Raw genomic sequence first — 22701 nt, forward strand, 5'->3', positions numbered from 1 at the left:
GGTGGGGAGGGCGCTCTGCACGTCCACCCGCACGTCGCCGGACGTGACCGGCAGGACGTGCGGCTCGGCGGGGGTCAGCCCGGGGTCGAAGCTGTCGTCGACCAGGAGGCCCCACGCGTCGCCGAAGGAGACGCGGCCGACGAGATCCTCGATGTCGACGCCCCGGTAGCGGAGGGCGCCGCCCTCCTTGTCCGGTTCGGCGATCTCGGTCTCGAAGGCCACGACCCCCTCGAGACCGGGTTTGAAGTCGGACATGTCGTCCTGCCTTTCGTCTCCAAGAGTGATAAGGCGGTGCCGTGCCATTGAACCCTGTCGGTTTTACCGACCAGTACCCAGGGGTCGTGCGAGTTGCACAAGGCCCAGGTGAGAGGCTCTGACGCTGTGGATGCCCCAACGCCCGATCCGGCCCGGCTCCGGAGATCCTACGAGGGGGGCGAATTGTCCGAGTTGGCGCTCCCTGCCGACCCGCTCGCCCTGTTCGCCGGCTGGTTCGCCGACGTGCACGCGTTCGGGCTGCCCGAGCCGAACGCGATGGTGCTGGCCACGGCGTCCGGGGACGGGATGCCGAGCGCGCGGACCGTCCTGCTGAAGGGGTACGGGCCGCAGGGTTTCCGCTTCTTCACGAACCTGACGTCGCGGAAGGGCCGCGACCTCGCGGAGAACCCGCGGGGGGCGCTCGTGTTCCCCTGGCACGCGATGCACCGGCAGGTCCGCGTCGCGGGCCCGGTCGACGAGCTGTCGCGGGACGAGTCGGCCGCCTACTTCCGGACGCGCCCGTACGGTTCGCGGCTCGGCGCGTGGGCGAGCGAGCGGCAGTCGGGCGTCATCCCGGGACGGGACGTCCTGGAGCGGCGCTTCGCCGAGCTGGCCGAACGCTGGCCCGAGGAGCCGCCGGACGCGCCCGCGCCGCTGGGGGGCGGCATCCCGCTGCCGGAATTCTGGGGCGGCTACCGCCTCGTCCCGGAGTCGATCGAGTTCTGGCAGGGGCGCCGCGACCGCCTCCACGACCGGATCCGCTACCGGCGGGCGGCCCGGGGCGAGCAGGGGGAGTGGGTGATGGAGAGACTGTCTCCGTGACCCCGGAACAGCAGCCGACCCCCGCCCACACTCCTGACAGCTCCGAGACCCCCCAGGACGCGGACGCCGAGCCCGAGGATCCCGGCCGGTCCGAGCGTCCGGGGAAACGGCGCGCGACCGGGCTCCGCGGCCGGCTGCGGAGCCTGGCGATCGACAGGCGCCCGCTGGCGAACCCCGCGTTCCGGCGGCTGTGGCTCGGGCAGGGCGTGTCCTTCGTCGGGTTCCAGGTCACCGCCGTCGCCGTCCCCGTCCAGGTGTACGACATGACGAGGTCGTCGCTCTGGGTCGGCGTGCTCGGCTTCGTCAACCTCGTCCCGCTGATCGTGTTCGGGCTGTGGGGCGGCGCGGTCGCCGACCACATGGACCGGCGCAGGCTGCTGTTCGTGTCGTCCTGCGTGATGTGGGGGGCGACGCTGCTCCTGCTCGTGCAGGCGCTCCTCGGCATCGGGAGCCTCACGCTGATCATGGCCGTGGTGGCGCTCCAGGCCGTCGGGTTCGCGGTGGCCTCGCCGACCCGCAGCGCGATCATCCCCCGGCTGATCGACAGGCCGCTCGTCCCCGCCGCCAACACGCTCGCCTTCACCGCCAGCACGTTCGGGATGCTCGCCGGCCCGCTGTTCGCCGGAGTGCTCCTGGCCCGCTGGGACTACGGCGCGGCCTACGCGTTCGACGCCGTGCTCTTCACCGTCGCCCTCTACGCCGCGCTCCGCCTTCCGGCGATACCGCCGCTCGGCGACGTCGTCGGGGCGCCGGGCCTGCGGTCGGTGTTCGACGGCCTGCGCTACCTGGCCGGGCAGCCGGTGCTGATGATGTCGTTCGTCGTGGACATCATCGCGATGGCGGTCGCGATGCCGCGCGCCCTGTTCCCCGAGGTGGCCGAGACGCGGTTCGGCGGCGAGGGCGCGGTCGGGTACCTGTTCGCCGCCATCGCGATCGGAGCGTTCCTCGGCGGGCTGTCGTCCGGCTGGATCGGACGCGTGCGCAGGCAGGGCATCGCGCTCGTCGTGTCCATCGTGGTCTGGGGTCTCGCGGTGGCCGTGTCCGGGCTGACCGGACGGCTGTGGCTCGCGGTCGCGCTGCTCGCCGTCGGCGGCGCGGCCGACCTGGTGTCGGCGGTCTTCCGCCAGTCGATGCTCCAGACGTACGCGCCGGACGAGATGCGCGGCCGCCTGCAGGGCGTCTTCACCGTCGTCGTCGCGGGCGGGCCGCGGCTCGGGGACGTCCGGGCGGGCGCGACCGCCAGCGTCACCGGGGCCACCGCGTCCTGGGTGGGCGGCGGGCTGGCCTGCGCCGTCCTTGTCGTCGTGGCCGCGTTCGCCGTCCCGGCGCTGCTCCGCTACGACACCCGCACGGCCGAAGGCCCGTTAGCCAAGAGCCGACGCGACTAACCGAGAGCCGACGCGACCACCTTGAGGTCGTCGAGGAATCCGGCGTACATCGCGTCGCGGTCCTCGGCGCGCAGCACGGCGGACGGATGGATCGTCGCGACGATCTGCGTGTCGGCCCGCTCCGGCGGCTCGGCACCGAGTTCGCGCCCCGCGGCCGGGGTGCCGATCTTCTCCAGATCGGGGAGCGGGAGCAGGCGCCCGCGCTGCTTGGTCACCCGGAACGACGAGCCGAACAGCGCCTTGCCCGCCGTGGCGCCCAACACGACCACGACGTCCGGGTCCAGGAGCCGCATCTCCGCCAGCAGCCAGGGACGGCACGCGCGGACCTCGGCCGCGCTCGGCGGCTCGTGGATGCGCCGCTTCCCGCCGCCCTCCTGCCGCTTGAACTTGAAGTGCTTGACGGCGTTGGTCACGTAGACGTCGCCGCGCTCGATGCCCGCCTCCGCGAGCGCCCGGTCGAGGACGCGTCCGGCCGGGCCGACGAACGGATGCCCCTTGCGGTCCTCCTGGTCGCCTGGCTGCTCGCCGACGAACATGACCCGTCCGCCCGGCGAGCCCTCGCCGAAGACGGTCTGCGTGGCGTTCTCGTAAAGGCCGCAGCCCCGGCAGCCGGCCGCCGCGCGGCGCAGCTCGTCGAGATCAGAGCGCCCTTCGGCCGTGTCCGGCAGGAAGGGAGCGGCGTCCAGGGAAGTTCTCGCGTTCATCTCGTGTTCCCCTTACCCGGCCGCAGGGGGATATTCGCCGGGCCCGGCGTTGCGAGGTCCGAGCAAGTAGACTCCTGCTCATAAGACTGGAGGGAGCTGTGACCTCACACGGCCTGATCGATACCACGGAGATGTATCTCCGGACGGTTTTCGAGCTCGAAGAAGAGGGGATCATCCCTCTTCGCGCGCGCATCGCGGAGCGGCTCTCCCAGAGCGGCCCGACGGTGAGCCAGACGGTCGCGCGGATGGAGCGCGACGGGCTGCTGCGGGTCGAGGGCGATCGGCATCTCGAACTGACCGAGAACGGCCGCGGTCTCGCCACCCGGGTGATGCGCAAGCACAGGCTCGCCGAATGTCTGCTGGTCAACGTGATCGGGCTGCCCTGGGAGGACGTCCACATCGAGGCGTGCCGCTGGGAGCACGTGATGTCGGAGGACGTGGAGCGCCGCCTCGTCTCCCTGCTCGACAACCCGACCACCTGCCCGCACGGCAACCCGATCCCCGGCCTGGACGAGCTGGGCGGACACGGGGACGACGCCGACTCCGCACCGCTGTCGGTGATGACCGCCGTGGCCAGCCCCGGGGGCGCCGGCGCCGTGATCCGGCGGATCAGCGAGCAGGTGCAGAGCGACAGCGACCTGATGCTTAGACTCAAGCAAATAGGGATACAACCGGGACGAGAGGTGACGCTTCGGGCGACCGATGACGGGGTGCAGGTGATCAGTGACGACGAGGCCGACGGTCCCGCGACGGAACTGCCGCGCGACATCGCCGAACACGTCTTCGTCAGCAGGCGCTGACACCGCGGGCGTGCTTGCTACGGGGGTCCGTGCGGGCGCGCAGGCGGGCGTGCAGGTGGACGCACGGGGTGCCGTCTCGACGGTTTATACCGAAGATCTCCATACCAGCGGGCCTTTCGGGCGTATCCCGGCGGCGGGTTCGTCGTTCAATACGACGGAAGAGGTACACGCGGCAGCCGCGCCGCGACGCCCGGTGATCATCGATTCGGGTGGCGGCGGGTGGCCGGGCCGGGAGAGAGCGGTCACCGGCGGGCTCGCTACTGTTATCGGGATGGGGAGATGAATCACTGGGGGGAAGCGCCTGACGAGGCGCATCTGCCGCCCGAGACCGTCCTCAACCAGATGGAGATGGCGGTCATCGTCTGCGACCGCTTCAGCAACGTCATCTACGGCAACGCGTTCGCCCGCCAGCTGTTCGGCTTCGGCGGCGACGAGATCATCGGCCACTCCATCCTCTCCCTGGGCATCGCCGAAGAAGACCACGAGCAGGCGACCGAGCTGGCCAAGCACGTCCTCAAGGGCGGCGTGTGGGAGGGCACGTTCTGCAACCTGCGCATAGACGGCACCACCGTCTACACGCGTGCGCACGCCGTGCCGCTGCGCCACCCGTCCGGCGCCGTCGACGGCGTCGTCATCTTCGCGCGCGAGGCGCTCCGCTCCAACCAGCGCGAGCAGGACCGCTACGGCCTGATGGAGCGCATCGGCGAACGGCTCGCCGGGTCCCTGGAGCTGGAGAGCACGCTCCGCCGCGTCGCCGACACGCTCGTCCCGCAGTTCGCCGACCACTGCTTCATCGACCTCTACAGCGGCGACCGGCTCTACCGGCGCGTGTCCCGGCACGCGGGCGGGTGGGAGCCGCCGCCCGGCACGTGGGCGGAGGTCGGCGAACCCGTCCACTACCCGCCCGGGCACTTCAGCGAGAAGGCGATGAGCCGCCGCGACGCCGTCCTCGTCGAGGACATGGTCCAGCACCGGTTCTCCGCGCCGAACGAGTCGTCCAAGCGGCTCGGCGACGCCATGGGCATCACCTCGGTGATCTCCGCGCCGCTGCTGGTGCGCGGTGAGCTGCTCGGCGTGATGAGCCTCGCGCTGTCGAACCTGTCCAAGCGGCCCGACCCGCACTACGACGGCTTCGACCGCGACCTGCTCGGCGCCATCGCCAGCCGCGTCGCGCTCGCCGTCGACAACGCGCTGCTGTTCGAGGAGGAGCGCGACACCGCGCTCGCGTTCCAGAAGCACCTGCTGCCCGGCGACCGGCCGCCCCGGCTGGACGGCCTCCAGATCGCCTGGCGGTACGAGCCGGCCCGCCCGCTGGAATCGCACGGGCACGGCATCCAGACCCAGGTCGGCGGCGACTGGTACGACGTGATCCCGCTGTCGGCGGGCCGCGTCGGGCTCGTCATCGGCGACGTCGAGGGCCGCGGGGCCCGCGCCGCCGCCGTGATGGGCCAGCTCCGCGCCGCGCTCCGCGCCTTCGCGCAGGACGACAAGCCCCCCGCCGACATCCTCCGCAAGCTGGACGAGTGGGTCCGCACGATGACGCGGCCCGAGCGGATGCGGTCCGGCTGGAACAGCGACGACCTCGTCCGCCCGCCGCTCGTGTCCTGCACCTACTTCGTGTACGACGCGTGGTCGCGGGTGCTGGAGTTCGCCAACGCCGGGCACGACCCGCCGATGCTGATCGTCGACGGCGAGGTCAGCGAGCTGACGTTCGAGAGCCAGGGCGGCATGCTCGGCCTCCGCGCCCCCGGCATGGGCGGCGAGATCCTGTTCAACGAGGAGACGACGGAGCTGAAGCCCGGCTCCACGCTCGTCCTCTACACCGACGGGCTCATCGACCGCAGGCCCAGGGACGACGGCGAGCACTTCACGCGCGAGGAGTCGCGGGAGAGGGTCCGCGCGGCCGTCGCCAGGGTCGCGCGGAGCGGCGTCGAGACGATCGCGAACGCCGCCTACGAGGCCGTCCCCGGCGACGTCGACGACGACGTCGCGATCGTCGTGATCCGCACCGCCGGCGACGAGCTGGCCGTCCAGGAGCGCACCTTCAGCGCCGAGCCGATCATGGTGTCGGAGGCCCGCCGGATGGCCGCCGACGCGTTCGCGTCCTGGGGGATGCTGGACGAGCAGTCCGAGCTGGCGTGCCTCCTGGTGTCCGAGGTCGTCACGAACGTCGTCCTGCACGCCACCGCCACCCCGGCGCCGCGCCGCGAGATGGTCGTCCCGGTCCCGGCCGGGCAGCGGGGGCGCGGCGGGGAGCCGCTCGGCGCGCCGCCGGCCGTCCAGTTCAACACCGAGTACGGCGCGGGCCCGCTCGACGGCGATCCCTTCGAGGGCGGCTCGTTCGATGGCGGCCCCTTCGATGGGAACTCGTTCGACGGCGGGCCGTTCGACGAGAACGACTGGAACCTCGGCGCCGACCTCGGCCGCCGCGAGCCGCCGACCAAGGAGTTCCGGCTCCGCCTGCGGCGCGGCGCGGACGCGATCTGGGTCGAGGTGTTCGACTCCGACATGCGGCTGCCGCGCATCCGCAGCGCGGGCGAGACCGACGAGGGCGGGCGCGGCCTCTACCTCGTCGACCAGCTCGCCACCCGCTGGGGCGCCCGGCCGACGTCCGACGGCAAGGCCGTCTGGTTCGAGCTCCCACTGACGCCCTGACCTCATGCGCGCCTGGGCGGTCCAGACCCCGGCTCCGATCGCGTCGGGCCCGCTTCGCCGCGCCGACCGCGACGTGCCGTCCCCCGGGCCGGGCGAGTTGCTGGTACGCGTCCTGGCCTGCGGCGTCTGCCGGACGGACCTGCACGTCGCCGAAGGGGACCTGCCCGTCCACCTGCCCGGCGTGACACCGGGCCACGAGATCGTCGCCGAGGTCGTCACCGCCGGAGCCGGTGCCCTGCACGGGGCGGGAGACCGCGTCGGCGTGGCCTGGCTGCGCGGGACGTGCGGAGCGTGCCGGTTCTGCCGCCGCGGCGCCGAGAACCTGTGCCCCTCGTCCGTCTACACCGGCTGGGACGCGCACGGCGGATACGCCGAATACGCCCTGGCCGTCGACGCCTACGCCTATGCGCTGCCGCCCGAGCTGGACGACGTCCGCGCGGCGCCGCTGCTGTGCGCGGGCATCATCGGCTACCGGGCGCTGCGCCGCGCAGGCGTCCCGCCCGGCGGGCGGCTCGGCATCTGGGGGTTCGGCGGGTCCGCGCACCTCGCCGCGCAGATCGCCATCGCCGAAGGCGCGGAGGTGCACGTTTTCACGCGTAGTCCCGCCGCCCGCGAGCTCGCTCGTGAGCTTGGTGCCTCCTGGGCGGGTGACTCGTTCGACGCCGCCCCCGTTCCGCTCGATTCGGCGATCATCTTCGCGCCCGCGGGGGAGCTGGTCCCGGCGGCGCTGGAACGCCTCGACCGCGGCGGGACGTGCGCCATCGCGGGCATCCACCTGAGCGACGTCCCGTCCCTGGACTACCAGCGGCACCTGTTCCAGGAGCGCCAGGTCCGGTCGGTGACCGCGAACACCCGCGCGGACGGCGAGGAGTTCCTCACGCTGGCCGCCCGCCTGGACGTCGCCGTCACGACCCGCGAGTACGCGCTGGACGACGCCGACCGCGCCCTCGCCGACCTGGCCGCGGACCGCTTCACCGGCGCCGCCGTCCTGGTTCCCTGACCCGCCAGGAGCCCGTCAGGGGATCGGTTCGGCGGCGACGTGCGCCCACGACTGGGTGAACCACAGCTCGCCGCCGATGATGCGGGGTTTCGCGCCGGTCTTCGGGCCGCCGTCCACCTCGTCCACGAGGGCCGTGCGGATCCGCTCGGCCGTCACGTCGTCGCACGCCCCCGCGAGCCACGGCTCCACCGGACGCTCCACGGTGAACACGTCCAGGCGGCGGATGCTCCCGCCCGCCGAAGTGATCATCTCGGTGAGCCGGGCGATGGACGGGGTGCCGGGATGGTCGGGGTCGCGCAGCCGCTCGATCCGGTCCCGGTCGGGGGCGGCGAGGTTGCCGCGGACCAGATCGGCGATGATCACGCGTCCGCCGGGGCGGCACACCCGCAGCAGCTCGCGCAGCACATGATCGGGGTCGCCCAGGTTGTAGAGCGAGAAACGGGCCGTCACCAGGGAGAACGTGTTGTCCCTGTACGGCAGCGCGGTGGCGTCGGCCTTGATCGTCGGACGGTCGGGGTCGAGCGTGCGGGGACGCGGATCCTCGCGGGTCGTGGCGGCTCCGCGGGTGGCGTGGCCGCTGCGGGTGGTCGGGGGCGGCGAGTCGCCGTCGGTGATGCGGACCGGTCCAGTGCCGAACTCGACGGTGGCCATGCGCCGCGACGTGCCGGGCGCGGGGTCGGCGGGCGCGGGCATCGCGTCCACGGCGGTCAGGTGGCGCACCTGCGGGCCGAGCGCGGCGGGCATCGGGCCGTGGCCGCGCGACACGTCCAGGCAGACGTCGTCCCGGTCGGGCTCGACGAACTCCAGCAGCCGTCTCAGATGCGGGGCGATCGCGCCGCCGGTCCCCTGGATCGCGGTCGCGGGATGCGGCAGCGGCACGTGTGCACTCCCTCGCTCGGGCCGGCCTCGCCGGACGGGGTACCGCTCCCCGCCGGGCGGACGGGGAACGGGCGTGAAGCCGGTTTCGCCAGTTATGACTCTCTTCCCGGGCGGTTGGTTCGGGACGCGCCGCACGAATCCGTTGAGCGTTCACTCAAGTGCGCAGGTGGTCTCCGTACAACGTCAGCACGACCAGGACGAACACGGTGAGCACCGCGACCCTGGTGGGCATGGGCAGCCGGAGCCGCACCGCGACCCAGCGCACGCAGAACGCGGCGAGGAGTGACACGACGACGAGGGCGAGGATGCCTTCCATGGTCACCTTCTGTCCGGGGGAGCGCCGAGAGGGCGCCGAGGGGTGCCGCCTCCTGGAAACGATAGACGTGTAAGGAGAGGGTTACCCGGGTCTCGGCAGGACCGGCCGGCACATATAACCTCCACATGTGGCAGATGCGATTGAAATAGACGACCGGGGCAAATCTGACGGCAGGGACAGGCTCGACGGCGCCATGACGAACCTGGCGCGCGGCCGGATCGCCCTCGGTCTCGCGGCGCTGGCCGCCCCGAAGCTGACCGTGCGGCTCATGGGCATGGGCTCCGGCACCGACGCGGGCCGCGACTACCTGGTCCGTGCGTTCGGCGCCCGCGAGGTCGCCCTCGGCGCCGGCTACCTGCTCAGCGGCGACGAGTCCGGGCGGCGCCTGTGGACGCGGCTCGGATTCGCCGTCGACGCCCTGGACACGCTGAGCGCCGTCAAGACCCGTCCCGGCCTTCCGCTGTGGGTCACCGCGGGCGCCGCGGGCGTCGCCGGCGGCGCCGCGGGGCTCGGCGCCGCGAAGGTCGCCCGCGACCTCCTCGGCTGACGTCGCCGCCCGCCCGCGGGTGATCCCCGCCGGGCTCGTGGGTACACCTTCCTGCGTTCTCCGGGAGGTCGGCGGTATGACGGCAGGGGCGGCGGATGCGGCGCGGGCGGCGGACGAGCGGATCATGCCCAAGGGCAGGGACCTCTACGTCATCCTCGGCGCGCTCATGCTCGGCATGCTGCTGGCCGCGCTGGACCAGACGATCGTGTCCACGGCGCTGCCGACGATCGTCAGCGACCTCGGCGGGCTGAACCACCTGTCGTGGGTCGTGACGGCGTACCTGCTCGCCGCGACCGCCTCGACGCCGCTGTGGGGCAAGCTCGGCGACCAGTACGGGCGCAAGCGGCTGTTCCAGACGTCCATCGTGATCTTCCTGATCGGGTCGGCGCTGTGCGGAATCGCGCGGGACATGACGGAGCTGATCGTCTTCCGCGCCCTGCAGGGCCTCGGCGGCGGCGGGCTGATGGTGCTGGTCGTCGCGATCGTCGGGGACGTGGTGCCGCCCCGCGAACGCGGCCGCTACCAGGGGCTGTTCGGCGCGGTGTTCGGCGTGGCGAGCGTGTGCGGCCCGCTGCTCGGCGGCTGGTTCGTCGACAACCTGTCGTGGCGCTGGGTGTTCTACATCAACGTGCCGATCGGGATCGTCGCGCTGCTGGTGATCGCGGCGGTGCTGCACGCGACGGGCGAGCGCGAGCGGCACCGCATCGACTACCTCGGGACGTTGCTGATCGTCGGCTGGGCGGTCGGGCTCGTCCTGGTGACGACGTGGGGCGGGACGACCTACGACTGGCTGTCCGCGCCGATCGTCGGGCTCGCCGCCGGGTCGGTCGTGCTGATCGTGGTGTGGCTGCTCGTGGAGCGCCGCGCCACCGAGCCGATCATGCCGCCGCGGCTGCTGGCGAACTCGGTGTTCTCGCTGGGCGCGGCGATCAGCTTCGCGGTCGGCTTCGCGATGTTCGGCGCGCTGACGTTCCTGCCGATCTTCCTGCAGGTCGTGCACGGGGTGTCGCCGACGCTGTCGGGCGTGCACCTGCTGCCGATGATGCTCGGGATGCTGGTCGCCTCGATCGGGTCCGGGCAGCTGATCAGCCGCACCGGCCACTACAAGATCTTCCCGGTGGCCGGGACCCCGCTGATCGCGCTGGCCCTGTACCTGTGCTCGCGGCTGGACGAGGACGCGTCCACCCTGACGATGAGCCTGCGGTTCGCCCTGCTCGGCTTCGGCCTGGGCCTGGTGCTGCAGGTGCTGGTGATCGCCGTCCAGAATTCGGTGTCGTACGAGGATCTCGGGGCGGCGACGTCGGGGGTGACGTTCTTCCGGCAGATCGGCGGGTCGTTCGGCGTCGCGGTGTTCGGCTCCGTGTTCAGCAACCAGCTCGCGCGGCATATCGAGGAGCTGGCGCGGATGCTGCCGCCGGGGTTCGACCCGTCGGCCGTCCAGGGGAATCCCGGGCTGCTCGACAGGTATCCGGCCGAGGTGAAGGACGGCGTCCTGCACGCCTACGCGCAGTCGATCGACTCGGTGTTCTTGTGGGCCGTCCCGGTGGCGTCCGTTGCGTTCGTCCTGACGTGGTTCTTGCGTGAGGTTCCGTTGCGGGCCACCTCGCAGACGCGCGACTACGGAGAAGGGTTCGGCGCCGCTCCTACCGTCCGGTCGTCCAGGCATGAGATAGAGCGCGCCCTGAGCGAACTCATGCGGAAGGACCCGAAGGCCCTCGAACTCTACGACCGGCTGGGTTCGCTCTCGGGCGTCGCGCTGCCGGCGGGCAGCGTATGGGCGCTGTGCCGGATCGCCAAGGACGGGACGGTCGCCGGCCAGGACCTCGCCGAACGCGCGGGCGTCACCGTCGAGCACGGACGCCCCTATGTCGACCGGCTCGTGGACTCCGGCTACGTCCGGCGCGCGGACGGGACGCTCTCCATCACCGGCCCCGGTCAGGCCGCCGCCGAGCGACTCTTCACCGTCCGCCGCGAGGGCCTGGCCCGCCTTCTGGACGGATGGTCGCCCGAGGAGCATCCCGAGCTGACGGACGTCCTCCGGAGGCTCGCGGTGGCGTCGCTCGGCGACGACGCGGACGGCGAGACCTGCCTGCGTTCCGGACCGAAGTCCTAGGGCGTCCCAGGAGCGGAACGTAGGGTGTCGTGCCTCATATCGCTCCGGACGTCAGGCGATGTAACCTCGTAACCGAATAACCGAATCTCGCTCGGTTTCGGGACGGAACCCAGAATTGGAGGCGCAGTGGCCGAGGCGTACATCGTCGGCGCGGTCCGCAGCCCCGTCGGCACCAAGAAGGGCGGCCTGAAGGACGTCCACCCCGCCGACCTCGGGGCCCACGTGCTCAAGGAACTCGTCAACCGCACCGGCGTCGACCCGTCCGCGGTCGAGGACGTGATCATGGGCTGTGTCATGCAGGTCGGCCCGCAGTCCCTCGACATCGCCCGCACGGCGTGGCTGTCGGCGGGGCTGCCGGAGTCCGTGCCCGGCGTGACCATCGACCGGCAGTGCGGGTCGTCCCAGCAGGCGATCCACTTCGCCGCCCAGGGCGTGCTGTCCGGCACCCAGGACCTCGTCGTCGCGGCCGGCGTCGAGCAGATGGCGATCGTCCCGATGGGCTCGTCCGTCGCCATGGCCCTGGAGAAGGGCATGCCGTTCCCGTTCGGCGAGGGCTGGACCGAGCGGTACGGCATGCAGGAGATCTCGCAGTTCCGCGGCGCCGAGATGATGGCGGAGAAGTGGGGCTACACCCGCGAGGACCTGGAGAGGTTCGCGCTGGAGAGCCACCAGCGCGCCGCCAGGGCCATCGAGGCCGGGTACTTCGACCGGGAGATCGCGCCCATCGCGGGCGTGACGAAGGACGAGGGCGCCCGCCCAGACACCACCCTGGAGAAGATGGCGGGCCTGAAGGCGCTGCGCGAGGACGGCCGGATGACCGCCGCCGTGGCCTCGCAGATCTCGATCGGCTCGTCCGCGGTGCTGATCGCGTCCGAGGAGGCCGTCAAACGGCACGGGCTCACCCCGCGCGCCCGCGTCCACACCCTCGCGGTGTGCGGCTCCGACCCGGTCTACATGCTGACCGGCCCCATCCCCGCGACGGAGAAGGCCCTGGACCGCGCCGGGCTGAAGATCGCCGACATCGACGTCTTCGAGGTCAACGAGGCGTTCGCGCCGGTCCCGATGGCGTGGGCGCACGACACCGGCGCGTCCCTGGAGAAGACCAACCCCAACGGCGGCGCCATCGCGCTCGGCCACCCGCTCGGCGCCACCGGCGGTGTCCTGATGACCAAGCTGCTCCACGAGCTGGAGCGCACCGGCGGCCGCTACGGCCTCCAGACCATGTGCGAGGGCGGCGGCCAGGCCAACGCCACGATCATCGAGCGGCTCTAGCCCGCGCCGCGACCCGTCCCGGCACGCCTCGCCGTGCGGGCGGGTCGCGGGCCCGCGGCGGCCGGGAACGGGCTGGGGATGGACGGCACGACGCTCTACGCGGTGGACGGCGGGATCGCGCGCATCACGCTGAACAGGCCCGGCGCCCGCAACGCGCTCAACGATCAGATGATCGGCGAGCTGCTGGACGCGCTCGACCGGGCGAAGCACGACGACGGCGTCCGGGTGATCGTCCTGACGGGCGCGGGCGACCGGGCGTTCTGCGCCGGAGCCGACCTGGACGGCCTCGGCCGCGACGGCATGGGCGTCAACGACGTCCGCGACAGCGCGCCGTTCCGGCTGTTCACGGCCTTCCCCGCGCTCGGCAAGCCGATCATCGCGCGGCTCGCCGGGCACGCCGTCGCGGGCGGCCTCGGCCTCGCGGCGGCCTGCGACCTGGTGATCGCGGCGGACGACGTCAAGCTCGCCACCCCGGAGGTCAATGTCGGGCTCTGGCCCATGATGATCATGGCGATCATCAACCGGAACGTCGCACCGAAGCACGCCTTCAAGCTGTACTACACCGGCTCCCGGATCACCGCCGCCGAGGGCCGCGAGATCGGCCTGGTCACCGAGGTCGTCCCGCGCGCGGACCTGGACGCCCGCGTGGACGAGCTGGCCGGTGTGATCGCGTCCAAGAGCCCGCTCGGCCTGCGCCGCGGGCGCGACGCGTTCTTCGCGATCGAGGGCCGTCCGCTGGAGGACCAGGTCGCCTACCTGCTGTCCGAACTGGTCGAGCTGGCCGGAACCGAGGACGCGAAGGAGGGCATCACGGCCTTCCTGGAGAACCGCCCCCCGGATTTCAGGGGCCGCTGACCCGGCTGCCCTTCGGGGCGGCGAGGAATCCGGCGATCCGCGCCTGCTGCTCGGCGTCGAACGCGCTCTTCGGAAGGAAGGCGGCGGGCTGCCTGTTCAGGAAGAGCAGCCAGAACTCGCCGGTGGTCACAATGCCGGAGAACATGGACCACCGCATCGCGGTCGTCGACTGGTCGGTCCGGCATTCGTACCCGTCGGCGGTCAGCCGCATCGTCGTGGGCACGCAAAGGTGCGCGAGCATTGTGCGGAGGCGCCGCCGGAGCCACCAGGCGGAGCCGAGCGGGGCCGCGACCGTCGACACCAGCAGGGCGCTTCCCACCCACGGCTTCCCGACGGAGAAGCAGAAGATCGTGGCGCCGATCAGAAACGCCACCACCACCGTGTAGGTGACCGCGAGCTGCCGCCTGAGGCCGAGAAAGAACGCGCGCGCCACCTCGTCGGGCGCGGGCTCATAACTGACCGTGATCCCACCGTCGCCGATATTCACTACGCTCTATCCACTTTTCTCGTCGTCCAGCGCGGAGAATCATCATTCTGCGCTTCGCCTGGCCGCGCAAGTGCGCGCAGGTCAGCGGGCGGCGGCGCGGGTCTCGGTGGGGGTGCTGCCGAAGCGGGCGCGGAAATGGCGCGCGAAATGCGCCTGGCTGGAAAAGCCCCAGCGGTAGGCGATGTCGGCGATGGTCGTGCCCGAGGCGCCGGGCGCGGTGAGGTCGTCGTGGGCGCGCTGGAGGCGGCGTTCGAGGATGTGCCGGGACGGTGTCGTCCCCGCCGACTCGAAGATCCGGCCGAGATGCCGGACGGACACGCCCATCACCCCCGCGACCTGGCCCGGCGTGAGGCAGGCGTCGTGCAGATGCCGTTCGATGTAGTCCTCGGCGACGATGAGCTGCGTCTGGTACGCGGCCGGCGCGGCGCGTCCGCCGGAGCGCTCGGTCGCCAGCAGCCGGATCAGGTCGAGGACGGTGCCGCGCGCGCTGTCCGGCCCCGCCGCGCCCAGGTTCTCCAGGACGGACCGCAGCGCCACGACCAGCTCGCCCTCGCGGGCCGTCCCGCGCCCGAACAGCATGGGCCCCTGCACGCCGCCCGCCACGCACTCCTCGACGAACCGGTCGCGCGGGATGTCGACCAGGAACTGCCGCATGGACGACGAGAACCCGAACAGGTAGGGGCGGCGCGTGTCGTAGACGACGAGGTCCCCGGCGGTGGCGGCGAGGCAGCCGTTCTCGTGGAGGAAGACCGCGTCCCCCTTGACCAGCAGCGTCGCGAACACCGAGTCCTTCGGCGTCGACCTGGCGACCTGCGGGGTGCGCTCGACGGCGTGCGCGTTCCCGCTGATCTCGGCCAGCCGGACGTCCCCGAGCCGGAAGTTGGCCTGCCGGGCGAGCAGGCCCCGCTCGGAGTAGGAGGAGCAGGACAGCCCGACCAGCGCCCTGCGGTTGTAGTCCTCCCAGAACTCGATGCGCTCGCGCGGGTCGACGTCCTCCGTGCTGGCCTGGGAGATCATCTGTGCTGGTGCCGGCATCGTCGCTCCTCCCCGGGTCGGCGGGTCCTCCAGGTGGAGCCTATGCGGTGAACCGCGTCAAACCGCCAGATAGCCCCCGTCCACCGGAAGGATCGCGCCGGTGACGTAGGACGCGGCGGGCGAGCACAGGAACGCCGCCACGGACGCGATCTCCCGCGGCCGCCCGTACCGCCCGGCCGGGATCCGGGCCCGGACGGCCTCCGCGGCGGGCGGGTCGTCCAGCAGCCCGCGGGCGAGCGGCGTCACGACGAACCCGGGCGCGACCGCGTTCACCCGGACGCCGTCGGCCGCGTACTCGGCCGCCAGCGACCGCGTGAGCTGGGAGATCCCGCCCTTGCTCGCGCTGTAGGCGGGCCGGTCCCGGCTGCCGGAGTAGGCGAACATCGACGAGACGTTGACGATCGCGCCGTGCTCGGGTGAGAGCCCGGGGCGGGCGGCCTGGCACGCCACCATCGTCGCGGTCAGGTTGATCTCCAGGACGCGGCGCCAGCGTTCGAGGTCGTACTCGTCACGGTCGTGGCTGACGCCGGCGCAGTTCACCAGGGCGTCCAGGGGGCCGGCGTCCGCGATCAGCGCGGTGAGGCCGCCGCCGTCCAGCACGTCGTGCTCCACCACGCGGACGCCGGGATGGTCCGGCAGCTCGCCCTCGTCGGACGGGCGCAGGCCGAGCGCGATGACCTCGGCGCCGAGTTCGGCGAACAGCACGGCGGTCGCGGACCCGATCCCGGACGTGCCGCCGGTCACGAACGCGCGCCGCCCCTCGAACAGCCCCGGCGCGAACCCCGCCGTCCCGGCCCGCTCGGTCATGGCCGCACCAGCACCTTGATCTCCTCCATGGTGTTCATCAGCGTCTCGAACCCGCCGCGGACGACGTCGTCCAGCGGGACGACCGAGGTGACGATGGACGTGAAGTCCATCCCCTCCTCGGCGGCGAGCCGGATCAGCTCGGGATGGCAGTCCCGGTACCCGACCGACCCGATGATCGACTGCTCGTTGTTGACCAGGGCGAACCCGTCCACGGCGAGCATGCCGCCGAGTCCGAGCAGCACGACCCGGCCCCCGCGGCGGGTCGCGTCGAGGCAGTCGCGCAGCGTCCGCTCGGCGCCGACCGCCTCGAACGCCAGGTCGGCGGTCCCCGGCGGCAGCTCCCCGGCGTCCACGGCCGCGGAGGCGCCGAGCTGGTACGCCAGCGCGCGGCGGCTCGGCGACGGGTCGCACGCGATCACCTCTCCGGCCCCGTACCGGACGGCCAGCTGCACGACGAGGAGCCCGATCGGCCCGAGCCCGACGACCGCGACCGTCTCGCCGTCCCGGAGCCCGGACCGGCGCACCCCGTGCAGCGCGACCGCCGCGGGCTCGAACACGGCCGCCTGCCTCAGCGAGACGCCGTCCGGCAGCCGGTGCAGCATGTAGGACGGCAGGACGGCGCGTTCGGCGAGCCCGCCGTCGCCCATCAGCCCGGCGAACCCGAAATGGCGGCACAGGTTGTACTCGCCCGCCAGGCAGCGGGCGCACCTGCCGCAGCGGTAGTGCGGCTCGACCGCGACCCGGTCGCCCGGACGGAACCCGGCCACGCCCGGGCCGACCTCGGCGACCGTCCCGCTGAACTCGTGCCCGAGCGTCAGCGGCGCCGCCCGCCCCGACTCCGGATGCGGTTCCCCGATCGGGATCGCGTGCGGCCCGTCCGCGTATTCGTGCAGGTCGCTGCCGCAGATCCCGCAGTAGGCGACGCTGACCGCGACCTCCCCGCGCCCCGGGGCGCCCTGCTTCACGTCCTCGACCCGGACGTCCCGCGCCCCGTACCAGACCGCCGCTCTCATACGGCCGCTCCTCTCCGCCGCAGGACGGCGGGGGGCGTCTCGCGGAGCCCGATCGATGGCGCCACGACGATGGTGACGAAGAACGCCGTCCGCCGGCCGGAGGCGGTGCGCTTGCGCAGGGTCGTCATGGCTCAGCGGAACAGCGAGTTGACGTAGTCCGCGCCCAGGCCGACTTTGTCGTAGTGCTTGCGGCACATGTCGATGTAGTCGTGGACGTCGAAGAACCCGTCGGGCTCACCGTTCTCGTCCAGCCAGACGAGCGGGCCCTTGACGATGAACAGCGTCTTCATCGGCTCCTCGTGCTCGTAGGCGACGAGCGTGTGGCCCTCGCCGGGCGCCTCGTAGACGAAGTCGCCGGCGGTGGCCGTCCAGGGGCGCTCCAGGTAGCCCCACTTGCCGGAGATCGTGTACGCGAACACCTCGTGCGGGTGGTAGTGCCGGTTGACGAGCCCGGCCTCCTTGGACCGCAGGATGTCGGACCACGTGTTGTCCTTCACGTTGATCCACAGCGGGCGGGACCCGACCGTCTCGGTGAACGGCACGTAGTACCGGTCGTCGTCGGTGGCGACCTTGGACAGGTACACCTCCGGCAGCGCGTCCGGCTTCTGTGAGTTCTCGATCGGCTTGAGGTCCTTCCAGAACTCCGAACCAGGAGTCTCCGGCATGTGAACGCTCCTCTCACGACGTGTTGCCGTGAGTGAACCCCCTGTTCACCGCTCCCGTCTTTCCCGTGCCGGACGCGGCCCTTTGCAAATCCCAGACATCGTGCCTCCGCGGCCTTGACCGATGAGTTCCGGGGGCCTGAGATGTCGGTAGCTTCGAGGCCGCGCCGCGGCTCGTTATGGCTCCCGCCAAGAGAAGAGGGTTCGATGATCGACCTGAGGCCCGCCTGCCACCGCATGATCGAGATCCTGACGGGCGTGGACGACGCCCAGCTGTCCCACGCCACGCCCTGCACCGACTACAGCGTCGGTGACCTGATCGATCACGTCGACGTGGTCGCGGACGGGTTCACCGCGCTCGCCCTGAGGAAGACCAGCGAGTCCGCCGACCGCGAGCCGAGCGCGGCGAACCTCGGGCCCGGCTGGCGGAACGTCCTCGTCCAGCATCTGTGGGCGCTCGGCGAGGCCTGGGACGACCCGGCGGTGTGGCAGGGCGGCACCGACGGTGGCGGGGGCGTGGAGCTGGCGAACGACGTGTGGGGCAAGATCGCGCTGACCGAGGTGGTGGTGCACGGCTGGGACCTCGCCAGGGCCACCGGTCAGCCCGTCGACATGCCCGAGGAGGCGGTGCGGCACTGCCTCGATCACGTGGCGGTGTTCGTCCCGAACGCTCCCGTCCCGGAGCTGTGGGGCCCCGCCGTGGACGTCCCCGCCGACGCCCCGCTGATCGACCGGGTGGTCGCCATCACCGGCCGGACGCCGTAGCGGTCCGGTAGTGGTAGGGGCCGATCTCGCCGAATCCCGAGCGCTCGTAAAGGCGGAGGGCCGGGACGTTGTCGCGCTCGACCTGAAGGTACATGCGGTGGGCTTTCTGGGATTCGGCCCAGCCCGCCAAAGCGGCGAGGACGGTTCGGGCGGCGCCCTTTCCTCGTGCTTGGGGAATGGTGGCCATGTTGAACACACCCGTCCAACCGGAGTCGGCGACCGCCCGGCCGACCGCGGCGACATCGTCCCCGACCATCGCGCAGACGTAGGCGGACGGCCCTTTCACCCGAGCGAGCATGGTCCGCTCGGAACGGAGGTCGCCGCCGTGCACGGCGTGCCAGGCGTCGAACCACGCCCGCGTCGGACGATCGTCCAGGCGGACCCGCGGCGAGCCCGGCGACCGCTCCAGCACGCGCCCGGCGGTCGCCACCTGCAACGACAGGGGGTTCTCCCGCCGGTAGCCGCGCTCTTCCAGGACGGCGTCGAGCCCGTCCGGACACGCGCCCGGAGTGACCTGGAACCGCGCGTCCGCGCCGCGCCCGGCGTAGAAATCCTCTGCCTGGACGACCCTGCGCACCAATTCGTCCGACGCGGCTTCGCCGTGCGGAAGGACGGTCCCCACCCACCAGGAACAGCCGGGGGCATGGCGCAGCCACCATCCGTCAATGTCCCGGACGTGCTCCGCCGGAAGAGCCCGTGCCGCCCTTTCCTGGAGGCCCCGCACCATTTCTCGTCCGCTCATGGAATTCAGCCGATGGTGAGGTTCCCGTAGTACTCCACCTGCGCGGGGTAGTAGTCGTCGAAGTTCGGCGTGGGCGTTCCCTCTCTGGAGGCGGAGAGGCGGTCGAGGTAGTACTCCCAGCCCGGCCCGGTCGTGGTCACATCGGTGCCGGGGGCCAGGTGGTGCAGGAACGTCAGCGTCGTCACGCCGTCGGCCTCGTCGAGGCGCGCCTCCAGGTGCCAGCGCCCGTACTCGTCGACGGTCTCGACCTCAAGCCGCCGGGGCGGCTCGCAGGCGATGATCGTCATGTCGCTCTCGGGCCGGCCGTCCTCGTGCACCAGCGTGAGCCGCACCGTGGCGCCCGGCCTGCCCTCGCCGCTCCAGTGCGCGAACCACCGGGCCGTCCGCTCCGGCTCGGTGATGCTCGCCCACACGTCCTCGATCGCGGCCTTGTACCGCCGTGTCAGTTGCAGGTCGGTGCTGGTCGCCGTGGCGAACAGCCTGCCGGTGGGTGTCGGTTTCATCCCGCGCTCCTCGCATGGGTGGGTGGTTCCTCGTCGGTCGCGCGCGGCTCCGCCGGACGGTCGCGGCGCGTGCGGTGGACTTCCGTGCCCAGGGCGTCGAGGCGCTGGTCCCATACCTGCCTGCGGACGGTGGCGAGCCACCGGTCGATCTCCCGCAGCGCGCCGTGGTCGGCCCGGTAGTACCGCTCGCGCCCCACGGTCTCGGCCGCGACCAGCCCCGCCTCGCGCAGCACCCGCAGATGGCGGCTCACCGCCGGACGGCTGATGTCGGGGAACGCGGCGGCCAGCGCGCCGGCCGTCAGCGGGCCGTCGCCGAGCAGCACCACGATGCGGCGGCGCACCGGGTCGGCCACGGCGGCGAAGACGTCCACGGCAAATGTGTAACCTATGTGTTACGCGTTTGTCCAGCCGGGTATCGGGGGCGGCGCGCCCGGGTTCAGTGCTGATGGGCCTCTTCGAGGGACGCCCCGGCAAGGCGGGCCGCGACCCCGGCGGTGAAGTGCGGGCAGTCGAGAATGTCCTCGTGGGGGCAGGACAGGCCGTGGGCGACGGCGTTCCGTGCCGCTTGGGCCTGGGCGATCCGCTCGTCCAGCTCGGTGAGCTTGCGCCGGAGGATCTCCTGGCGGCCGTCACCGGGCGGCGGCGAGGGGTTGAGGAGCGCCTTGAGATCGCGCAGCGTGAAGCCGGCGTCCCGCATGAGCAGGATCGCGCCGACCTGACCGGCCGCCGACGGCGGATAGCGCCGCTGGCCCGAGACCCGGACCGGCGGCCTGAGCAGACCGAGCTGTTCCCAGTACCGCAGCGCGGAGGTGGCGACCCCGGTCCGGTTCGCCAGCTCGCCGATCGTCAACAGGTCGTCCGGCATCGTGGCTTCGAGCGTACTCGCCCCCGTCGCCGCCGAGCATTTCTCGTCCGCGCGGGCCGCGTTCGCCTCGTCCACGCCTCCGTGGCCGATCCGCCGGGGCGCGGTGCTAGCGAGGGCGGTGATGTTCAGCCATGGGCTGGGGCTTCCACGCTGTCGCCGCGATGGCCAGGAGGAGCGCGGCCAGGGCCGTCCAATAGCCGAGGTCCTGCGTGTTCGACGGCGGGTTGACCATCGCTGAGGCGACGCCCGGCAGGACGTAGATCGCGGCGGCCAGAGCCCAGCGCGGGCTGCGCGCGACCGCGGTGGCCCACATCCCGGCGAGCAGGACGGCGCCCTCGATCCCGGCCCTGGCCAGTTGCCAGGTCTCGCCGTACTCCCGGACCCCGGGCGTGTGGACGAGGACGAAGGCGGTCACGGGGATCGCCGACCACCACCACGACCTGGCGCGCAGAACCCGCGGCCGGCGGATCGCGATCACCACGGCTCCGGCCACCAGCACCCCGTAGGGGGCCAATGAGATCCAGTCGTGGTAGGCCGGTCCGAGGAACTTCGCCTCAGTCGCTTCGAGCCCCCACAGCATGGTCCGACCGGTCGAGAGCGCCACGGCCAGTGCCAGGGGCAGGGCCAGCAGCGTCCAGCCGCGCAGGAACGCCACCACCAGCAGCGCCGAAACGGCCAGCCACCCAGGGGACGCGTGGTCGGCGATTCTGTACGCCATGTGCGCCAGGGCGAACATCAGCAAACCGAGGTGCGCGCCGTCGGCCCACCACGGCACCGGCCCCCCGGTGGCGGCGCGGGCACGGGCGGCGTAGCCCGCGGTGAGGAGCCCGGCGGTCTCCCGCAGCGACGGGACGCGGCGTGACGCGTCGTTCAGCAGCGTGCCGATGATCTCCGCGCCGTACTCGGCGCGGTGGCCGGGCGGGAAGGCGCGCAAGAACAGGCGGTACCAGTGTTCGGCGAAGGTCTTGTTCATGCTCCTGCGTCCCCCGTCGCGAGAGAGGTTCGTCCCGTGACGACCCGGGCGGCCTGCTCCAGGCGCAACGCCTCCCGGGTGACGGCCAGGCGCCCGTCCTCGGTCAGCCGGTAGTAGCGGCGCGGACGGCCCTGGACGGTCTCCTCGCGGTCCACGACGATCAGCCCGTCGCCCGCCAGCCGGTCGAGCGCGCCGTAGAGGGTGCCGACGGCCAGCCGGATCCGCCCGCCGGACAGGTCCTGCGACCTCTTGATGATCCCGTAGCCGTGCACCGGCCCGTCGAGCAGCGCCGCCAGCACGAAGTACGTGGGCTCGCTCAGCACTCCTGATCGTTTGACCATGCCGGGACTATATATCGGCTGCCGAAGTATGGAAAGCCTTCGGCCGGGCCATGGCGGCTGCCGGACCTGCCTAGAGTGCGGGGACCTGGAGGTGGAGATGGGAACCTGGGACGCGACCCCGTTCGGCAACGACACCGCCGCCGATTTCGCGGGCGACCTCGATGACCTGGCCTTGGACGAGCGACCGGCCGCCATCCGAGAAGCCTTGGAAGCCGCGATACGCGAAGCGGACCACCTGGACCGCTCGGAGGGCGACACGGCAGTGGCCGCAGCCGCACTGGTGGCGGCGCAATGCCCCGGCGGCCCACCCGCAGACCCCATCTACGGACCGGAACGTCCCGTGCCGGACCTGCCCGACGACTTGCGACCCCTGGCGCTGGCGGCCCTCGACCGAGTGGCAGGCCCGAATTCAGAATCGCAGGATCTCTGGACCGAAACCGGCGACGGTCTACAAGAATGGCACGCCGAGATAGACCGGCTCCGAAAGGCCCTCACAGCGAAGCCGGAGTAACCCGATCATCGCTCCGGCTCTGCGATGGCGGCGGCTCCTTCAGGCACAGATCAGGCGACCCGAGGCCGGGGGCTGGCCGACGAGACGGTGGACGCGGCCGTCCGGGGCGTCGGAGCTGCTCACTGTTGAAGGTGGTGCTTCGCTGACCAACCGTTGGGTGTGGTTTGGGAAGAGCGGCGGAAGGTCCTGCGGTGTGGGTGATTGGTTCTCGCGGGAGATCTCGGACACCGGGCGGCTGCGGCTGTCCTGTTTCCTGCTGGCCTTCATCGTCGGGTTCCTGTTCATCCGGTTCAGCGTGCGGATGATCCGCAGGCAGGTGCGGTGGTGGCCCGGGAACGTCACGCCGGGCGGGCAGCACATTCATCACGTCGTGTTCGGGCTGGTGTTCATG

27 protein-coding genes and 1 pseudogene are annotated in these 22701 nt (G+C 72.0%); 12 read left to right on the forward strand and 16 right to left on the reverse strand.

All coding sequences use genetic code 11. The features are described from left to right. Positions 1 to 255: citrate/2-methylcitrate synthase (locus tag ETD83_RS24770; protein WP_329602974.1), on the reverse strand; the 255-nt coding region annotated here is incomplete at its 3' end. A 183-nt stretch (positions 256 to 438) separates the two neighbouring features. On the opposite strand from ETD83_RS24770, the gene pdxH reads away from it, so the two are divergent. Together pdxH and ETD83_RS24780 are read left to right on the forward strand one after the other, a co-directional pair. Next, positions 439 to 1077, forward strand: a complete 639-nt coding sequence (gene pdxH, locus ETD83_RS24775; RefSeq protein WP_230421154.1) for a pyridoxamine 5'-phosphate oxidase — start codon at positions 439 to 441, stop codon at positions 1075 to 1077. Continuing rightward, positions 1074 to 2465: an MFS transporter gene (locus ETD83_RS24780; protein ID WP_138647611.1), complete on the forward strand. Its 1392-nt coding sequence runs from the start codon at positions 1074 to 1076 to the stop codon at positions 2463 to 2465. The genes pdxH and ETD83_RS24780 overlap by 4 nt, the downstream gene beginning before the upstream one ends. Here ETD83_RS24780 and ETD83_RS24785 read toward each other — a convergent pair. Next, positions 2462 to 3169 carry a UdgX family uracil-DNA binding protein gene (locus ETD83_RS24785; RefSeq protein WP_138647612.1) on the reverse strand — a complete coding sequence of 236 codons (708 nt, stop codon included), beginning with the start codon at positions 3167 to 3169 and terminating at the stop codon, positions 2462 to 2464. The genes ETD83_RS24780 and ETD83_RS24785 overlap by 4 nt on opposite strands. A 98-nt stretch (positions 3170 to 3267) precedes the next feature. Between ETD83_RS24785 and ETD83_RS24790 the strand changes: the two genes are divergently transcribed. The 3 genes from ETD83_RS24790 (at position 3268) to ETD83_RS24800 (ending at position 7624) form a co-directional block, all read left to right on the forward strand. Continuing rightward, a complete protein-coding gene (locus ETD83_RS24790) occupies positions 3268 to 3969 on the forward strand; it encodes a metal-dependent transcriptional regulator (RefSeq protein WP_138647613.1) in 702 nt (233 codons plus the stop codon). A gap of 279 nt (positions 3970 to 4248) precedes the next feature. Continuing rightward, the gene (locus tag ETD83_RS24795) at positions 4249 to 6624 is read left to right on the forward strand and encodes a SpoIIE family protein phosphatase (protein ID WP_138647614.1); all 2376 of its coding nucleotides are present in this window, start codon (positions 4249 to 4251) and stop codon (positions 6622 to 6624) included. 4 nt (positions 6625 to 6628) lie between these two features. After that, the gene (locus ETD83_RS24800; protein WP_138647615.1) at positions 6629 to 7624 is read left to right on the forward strand and encodes a zinc-dependent alcohol dehydrogenase family protein; all 996 of its coding nucleotides are present in this window, start codon (positions 6629 to 6631) and stop codon (positions 7622 to 7624) included. Between the two features lie 15 nt (positions 7625 to 7639). Here the strand turns inward: ETD83_RS24800 and ETD83_RS24805 are convergent, their stop codons facing one another. Continuing rightward, positions 7640 to 8503 (reverse strand): class I SAM-dependent methyltransferase, encoded by an 864-nt coding sequence (locus tag ETD83_RS24805; protein WP_230421155.1) that lies wholly within the window; start codon positions 8501 to 8503, stop codon positions 7640 to 7642. Positions 8504 to 8657: 154 nt separating this feature from the next. Next, entirely contained in the window at positions 8658 to 8819 is a 162-nt protein-coding gene (locus ETD83_RS42765) for a hypothetical protein (RefSeq protein ID WP_171064416.1), read from the reverse strand. A 127-nt stretch (positions 8820 to 8946) separates the two neighbouring features. On the opposite strand from ETD83_RS42765, the gene ETD83_RS24810 reads away from it, so the two are divergent. The 4 genes from ETD83_RS24810 to ETD83_RS24825 all read left to right on the forward strand — a co-directional run bounded on the left by ETD83_RS24810 (position 8947) and on the right by ETD83_RS24825 (position 13606). Next, the gene (locus ETD83_RS24810; protein ID WP_230421156.1) at positions 8947 to 9366 is read left to right on the forward strand and encodes a hypothetical protein; all 420 of its coding nucleotides are present in this window, start codon (positions 8947 to 8949) and stop codon (positions 9364 to 9366) included. Positions 9367 to 9442: 76 nt separating this feature from the next. Continuing rightward, the gene (locus ETD83_RS24815) at positions 9443 to 11479 is read left to right on the forward strand and encodes an MFS transporter (protein ID WP_138647616.1); all 2037 of its coding nucleotides are present in this window, start codon (positions 9443 to 9445) and stop codon (positions 11477 to 11479) included. Positions 11480 to 11605: 126 nt separating this feature from the next. Then, a complete protein-coding gene (locus ETD83_RS24820; RefSeq protein ID WP_138647617.1) occupies positions 11606 to 12751 on the forward strand; it encodes an acetyl-CoA C-acetyltransferase in 1146 nt (381 codons plus the stop codon). A 78-nt stretch (positions 12752 to 12829) separates the two neighbouring features. Next, complete coding sequence (locus tag ETD83_RS24825) at positions 12830 to 13606, forward strand: enoyl-CoA hydratase/isomerase family protein (RefSeq protein ID WP_138647618.1); 777 nt, start codon at positions 12830 to 12832, stop codon at positions 13604 to 13606. Here the strand turns inward: ETD83_RS24825 and ETD83_RS24830 are convergent. The 6 genes from ETD83_RS24830 to ETD83_RS24850 all read right to left on the reverse strand — a co-directional run bounded on the left by ETD83_RS24830 (position 13593) and on the right by ETD83_RS24850 (position 17613). Beyond that, positions 13593 to 14093: a YcxB family protein gene (locus ETD83_RS24830; RefSeq protein WP_138647619.1), complete on the reverse strand. Its 501-nt coding sequence runs from the start codon at positions 14091 to 14093 to the stop codon at positions 13593 to 13595. The two genes, ETD83_RS24825 and ETD83_RS24830, sit on opposite strands and share 14 nt — an antisense overlap. An 81-nt stretch (positions 14094 to 14174) precedes the next feature. After that, positions 14175 to 15128 carry a helix-turn-helix domain-containing protein gene (locus ETD83_RS24835; protein ID WP_138647620.1) on the reverse strand — a complete coding sequence of 318 codons (954 nt, stop codon included), beginning with the start codon at positions 15126 to 15128 and terminating at the stop codon, positions 14175 to 14177. A gap of 57 nt (positions 15129 to 15185) precedes the next feature. Next, positions 15186 to 15935 (reverse strand): SDR family NAD(P)-dependent oxidoreductase, encoded by a 750-nt coding sequence (locus ETD83_RS24840; RefSeq protein WP_138647621.1) that lies wholly within the window; start codon positions 15933 to 15935, stop codon positions 15186 to 15188. Next, positions 15932 to 16948: a 2,3-butanediol dehydrogenase gene (locus tag ETD83_RS24845; RefSeq protein ID WP_138647622.1), complete on the reverse strand. Its 1017-nt coding sequence runs from the start codon at positions 16946 to 16948 to the stop codon at positions 15932 to 15934. Before ETD83_RS24845 ends, ETD83_RS24840 begins: the two co-directional genes overlap by 4 nt. Next, entirely contained in the window at positions 16945 to 17076 is a 132-nt protein-coding gene (locus ETD83_RS45460) for a hypothetical protein (RefSeq protein ID WP_268920493.1), read from the reverse strand. Before ETD83_RS45460 ends, ETD83_RS24845 begins: the two co-directional genes overlap by 4 nt. A 3-nt stretch (positions 17077 to 17079) precedes the next feature. After that, positions 17080 to 17613 carry a 2,4'-dihydroxyacetophenone dioxygenase family protein gene (locus ETD83_RS24850; RefSeq protein ID WP_138647623.1) on the reverse strand — a complete coding sequence of 178 codons (534 nt, stop codon included), beginning with the start codon at positions 17611 to 17613 and terminating at the stop codon, positions 17080 to 17082. Positions 17614 to 17817: 204 nt separating this feature from the next. Here ETD83_RS24850 and ETD83_RS24855 point away from each other — a divergent pair, with 204 nt between their 5' ends. Next, complete coding sequence (locus ETD83_RS24855) at positions 17818 to 18375, forward strand: TIGR03086 family metal-binding protein (RefSeq protein WP_138647624.1); 558 nt, start codon at positions 17818 to 17820, stop codon at positions 18373 to 18375. On the opposite strand, the gene ETD83_RS24860 is transcribed toward ETD83_RS24855, so the two are convergent. The 6 genes from ETD83_RS24860 to ETD83_RS24885 all read right to left on the reverse strand — a co-directional run bounded on the left by ETD83_RS24860 (position 18356) and on the right by ETD83_RS24885 (position 21799). Then, the gene (locus ETD83_RS24860) at positions 18356 to 19117 is read right to left on the reverse strand and encodes a GNAT family N-acetyltransferase (RefSeq protein WP_138647625.1); all 762 of its coding nucleotides are present in this window, start codon (positions 19115 to 19117) and stop codon (positions 18356 to 18358) included. The genes ETD83_RS24855 and ETD83_RS24860 overlap by 20 nt on opposite strands. A gap of 5 nt (positions 19118 to 19122) precedes the next feature. After that, positions 19123 to 19620: an SRPBCC family protein gene (locus ETD83_RS24865; protein ID WP_138647626.1), complete on the reverse strand. Its 498-nt coding sequence runs from the start codon at positions 19618 to 19620 to the stop codon at positions 19123 to 19125. Further along, positions 19617 to 19991, reverse strand: coding sequence for an ArsR/SmtB family transcription factor (locus tag ETD83_RS24870; protein WP_205717860.1), 375 nt, complete (start codon positions 19989 to 19991; stop codon positions 19617 to 19619). Before ETD83_RS24870 ends, ETD83_RS24865 begins: the two co-directional genes overlap by 4 nt. Before the next feature lie 65 nt (positions 19992 to 20056). Beyond that, a complete protein-coding gene (locus ETD83_RS24875; RefSeq protein ID WP_138647628.1) occupies positions 20057 to 20560 on the reverse strand; it encodes a MerR family transcriptional regulator in 504 nt (167 codons plus the stop codon). A 31-nt stretch (positions 20561 to 20591) separates the two neighbouring features. Further along, complete coding sequence (locus tag ETD83_RS24880; protein WP_138647629.1) at positions 20592 to 21458, reverse strand: hypothetical protein; 867 nt, start codon at positions 21456 to 21458, stop codon at positions 20592 to 20594. Further along, entirely contained in the window at positions 21455 to 21799 is a 345-nt protein-coding gene (locus tag ETD83_RS24885) for a PadR family transcriptional regulator (RefSeq protein ID WP_138647630.1), read from the reverse strand. Before ETD83_RS24885 ends, ETD83_RS24880 begins: the two co-directional genes overlap by 4 nt. A gap of 97 nt (positions 21800 to 21896) precedes the next feature. Between ETD83_RS24885 and ETD83_RS24890 the strand changes: the two genes are divergently transcribed. Further along, entirely contained in the window at positions 21897 to 22310 is a 414-nt protein-coding gene (locus ETD83_RS24890) for a DUF4259 domain-containing protein (protein ID WP_138647631.1), read from the forward strand. 193 nt (positions 22311 to 22503) lie between these two features. Then, a pseudogene (locus tag ETD83_RS24895) lies at positions 22504 to 22701 on the forward strand (hypothetical protein); the annotation flags it as partial.

The sequence above is a fragment of the Actinomadura soli genome (assembly GCF_005889715.1).
GTDB classification, from domain to species: domain Bacteria; phylum Actinomycetota; class Actinomycetes; order Streptosporangiales; family Streptosporangiaceae; genus Spirillospora; species Spirillospora soli.

What these genes read in the sequence shown, in the direction of transcription:
- ETD83_RS24785 (WP_138647612.1), bottom strand. Translation starts at nt 3,169, where the DNA reads ATGAACGCGAGAACTTCCCTGGACGCCGCTCCCTTCCTGCCGGACACG.
- ETD83_RS24795 (WP_138647614.1), top strand. Translation starts at nt 4,249, where the DNA reads ATGAATCACTGGGGGGAAGCGCCTGACGAGGCGCATCTGCCGCCCGAG.
- ETD83_RS24800 (WP_138647615.1), top strand. Translation starts at nt 6,629, where the DNA reads ATGCGCGCCTGGGCGGTCCAGACCCCGGCTCCGATCGCGTCGGGCCCG.
- ETD83_RS42765 (WP_171064416.1), bottom strand. Translation starts at nt 8,819, where the DNA reads ATGGAAGGCATCCTCGCCCTCGTCGTCGTGTCACTCCTCGCCGCGTTC.
- ETD83_RS24815 (WP_138647616.1), top strand. Translation starts at nt 9,443, where the DNA reads ATGACGGCAGGGGCGGCGGATGCGGCGCGGGCGGCGGACGAGCGGATC.
- ETD83_RS24825 (WP_138647618.1), top strand. Translation starts at nt 12,830, where the DNA reads ATGGACGGCACGACGCTCTACGCGGTGGACGGCGGGATCGCGCGCATC.
- ETD83_RS24835 (WP_138647620.1), bottom strand. Translation starts at nt 15,128, where the DNA reads ATGCCGGCACCAGCACAGATGATCTCCCAGGCCAGCACGGAGGACGTC.
- ETD83_RS24840 (WP_138647621.1), bottom strand. Translation starts at nt 15,935, where the DNA reads ATGACCGAGCGGGCCGGGACGGCGGGGTTCGCGCCGGGGCTGTTCGAG.
- ETD83_RS24845 (WP_138647622.1), bottom strand. Translation starts at nt 16,948, where the DNA reads ATGAGAGCGGCGGTCTGGTACGGGGCGCGGGACGTCCGGGTCGAGGAC.
- ETD83_RS45460 (WP_268920493.1), bottom strand. Translation starts at nt 17,076, where the DNA reads ATGACGACCCTGCGCAAGCGCACCGCCTCCGGCCGGCGGACGGCGTTC.
- ETD83_RS24850 (WP_138647623.1), bottom strand. Translation starts at nt 17,613, where the DNA reads ATGCCGGAGACTCCTGGTTCGGAGTTCTGGAAGGACCTCAAGCCGATC.
- ETD83_RS24855 (WP_138647624.1), top strand. Translation starts at nt 17,818, where the DNA reads ATGATCGACCTGAGGCCCGCCTGCCACCGCATGATCGAGATCCTGACG.
- ETD83_RS24860 (WP_138647625.1), bottom strand. Translation starts at nt 19,117, where the DNA reads ATGAGCGGACGAGAAATGGTGCGGGGCCTCCAGGAAAGGGCGGCACGG.
- ETD83_RS24865 (WP_138647626.1), bottom strand. Translation starts at nt 19,620, where the DNA reads ATGAAACCGACACCCACCGGCAGGCTGTTCGCCACGGCGACCAGCACC.
- ETD83_RS24880 (WP_138647629.1), bottom strand. Translation starts at nt 21,458, where the DNA reads ATGAACAAGACCTTCGCCGAACACTGGTACCGCCTGTTCTTGCGCGCC.
- ETD83_RS24885 (WP_138647630.1), bottom strand. Translation starts at nt 21,799, where the DNA reads ATGGTCAAACGATCAGGAGTGCTGAGCGAGCCCACGTACTTCGTGCTG.
- ETD83_RS24890 (WP_138647631.1), top strand. Translation starts at nt 21,897, where the DNA reads ATGGGAACCTGGGACGCGACCCCGTTCGGCAACGACACCGCCGCCGAT.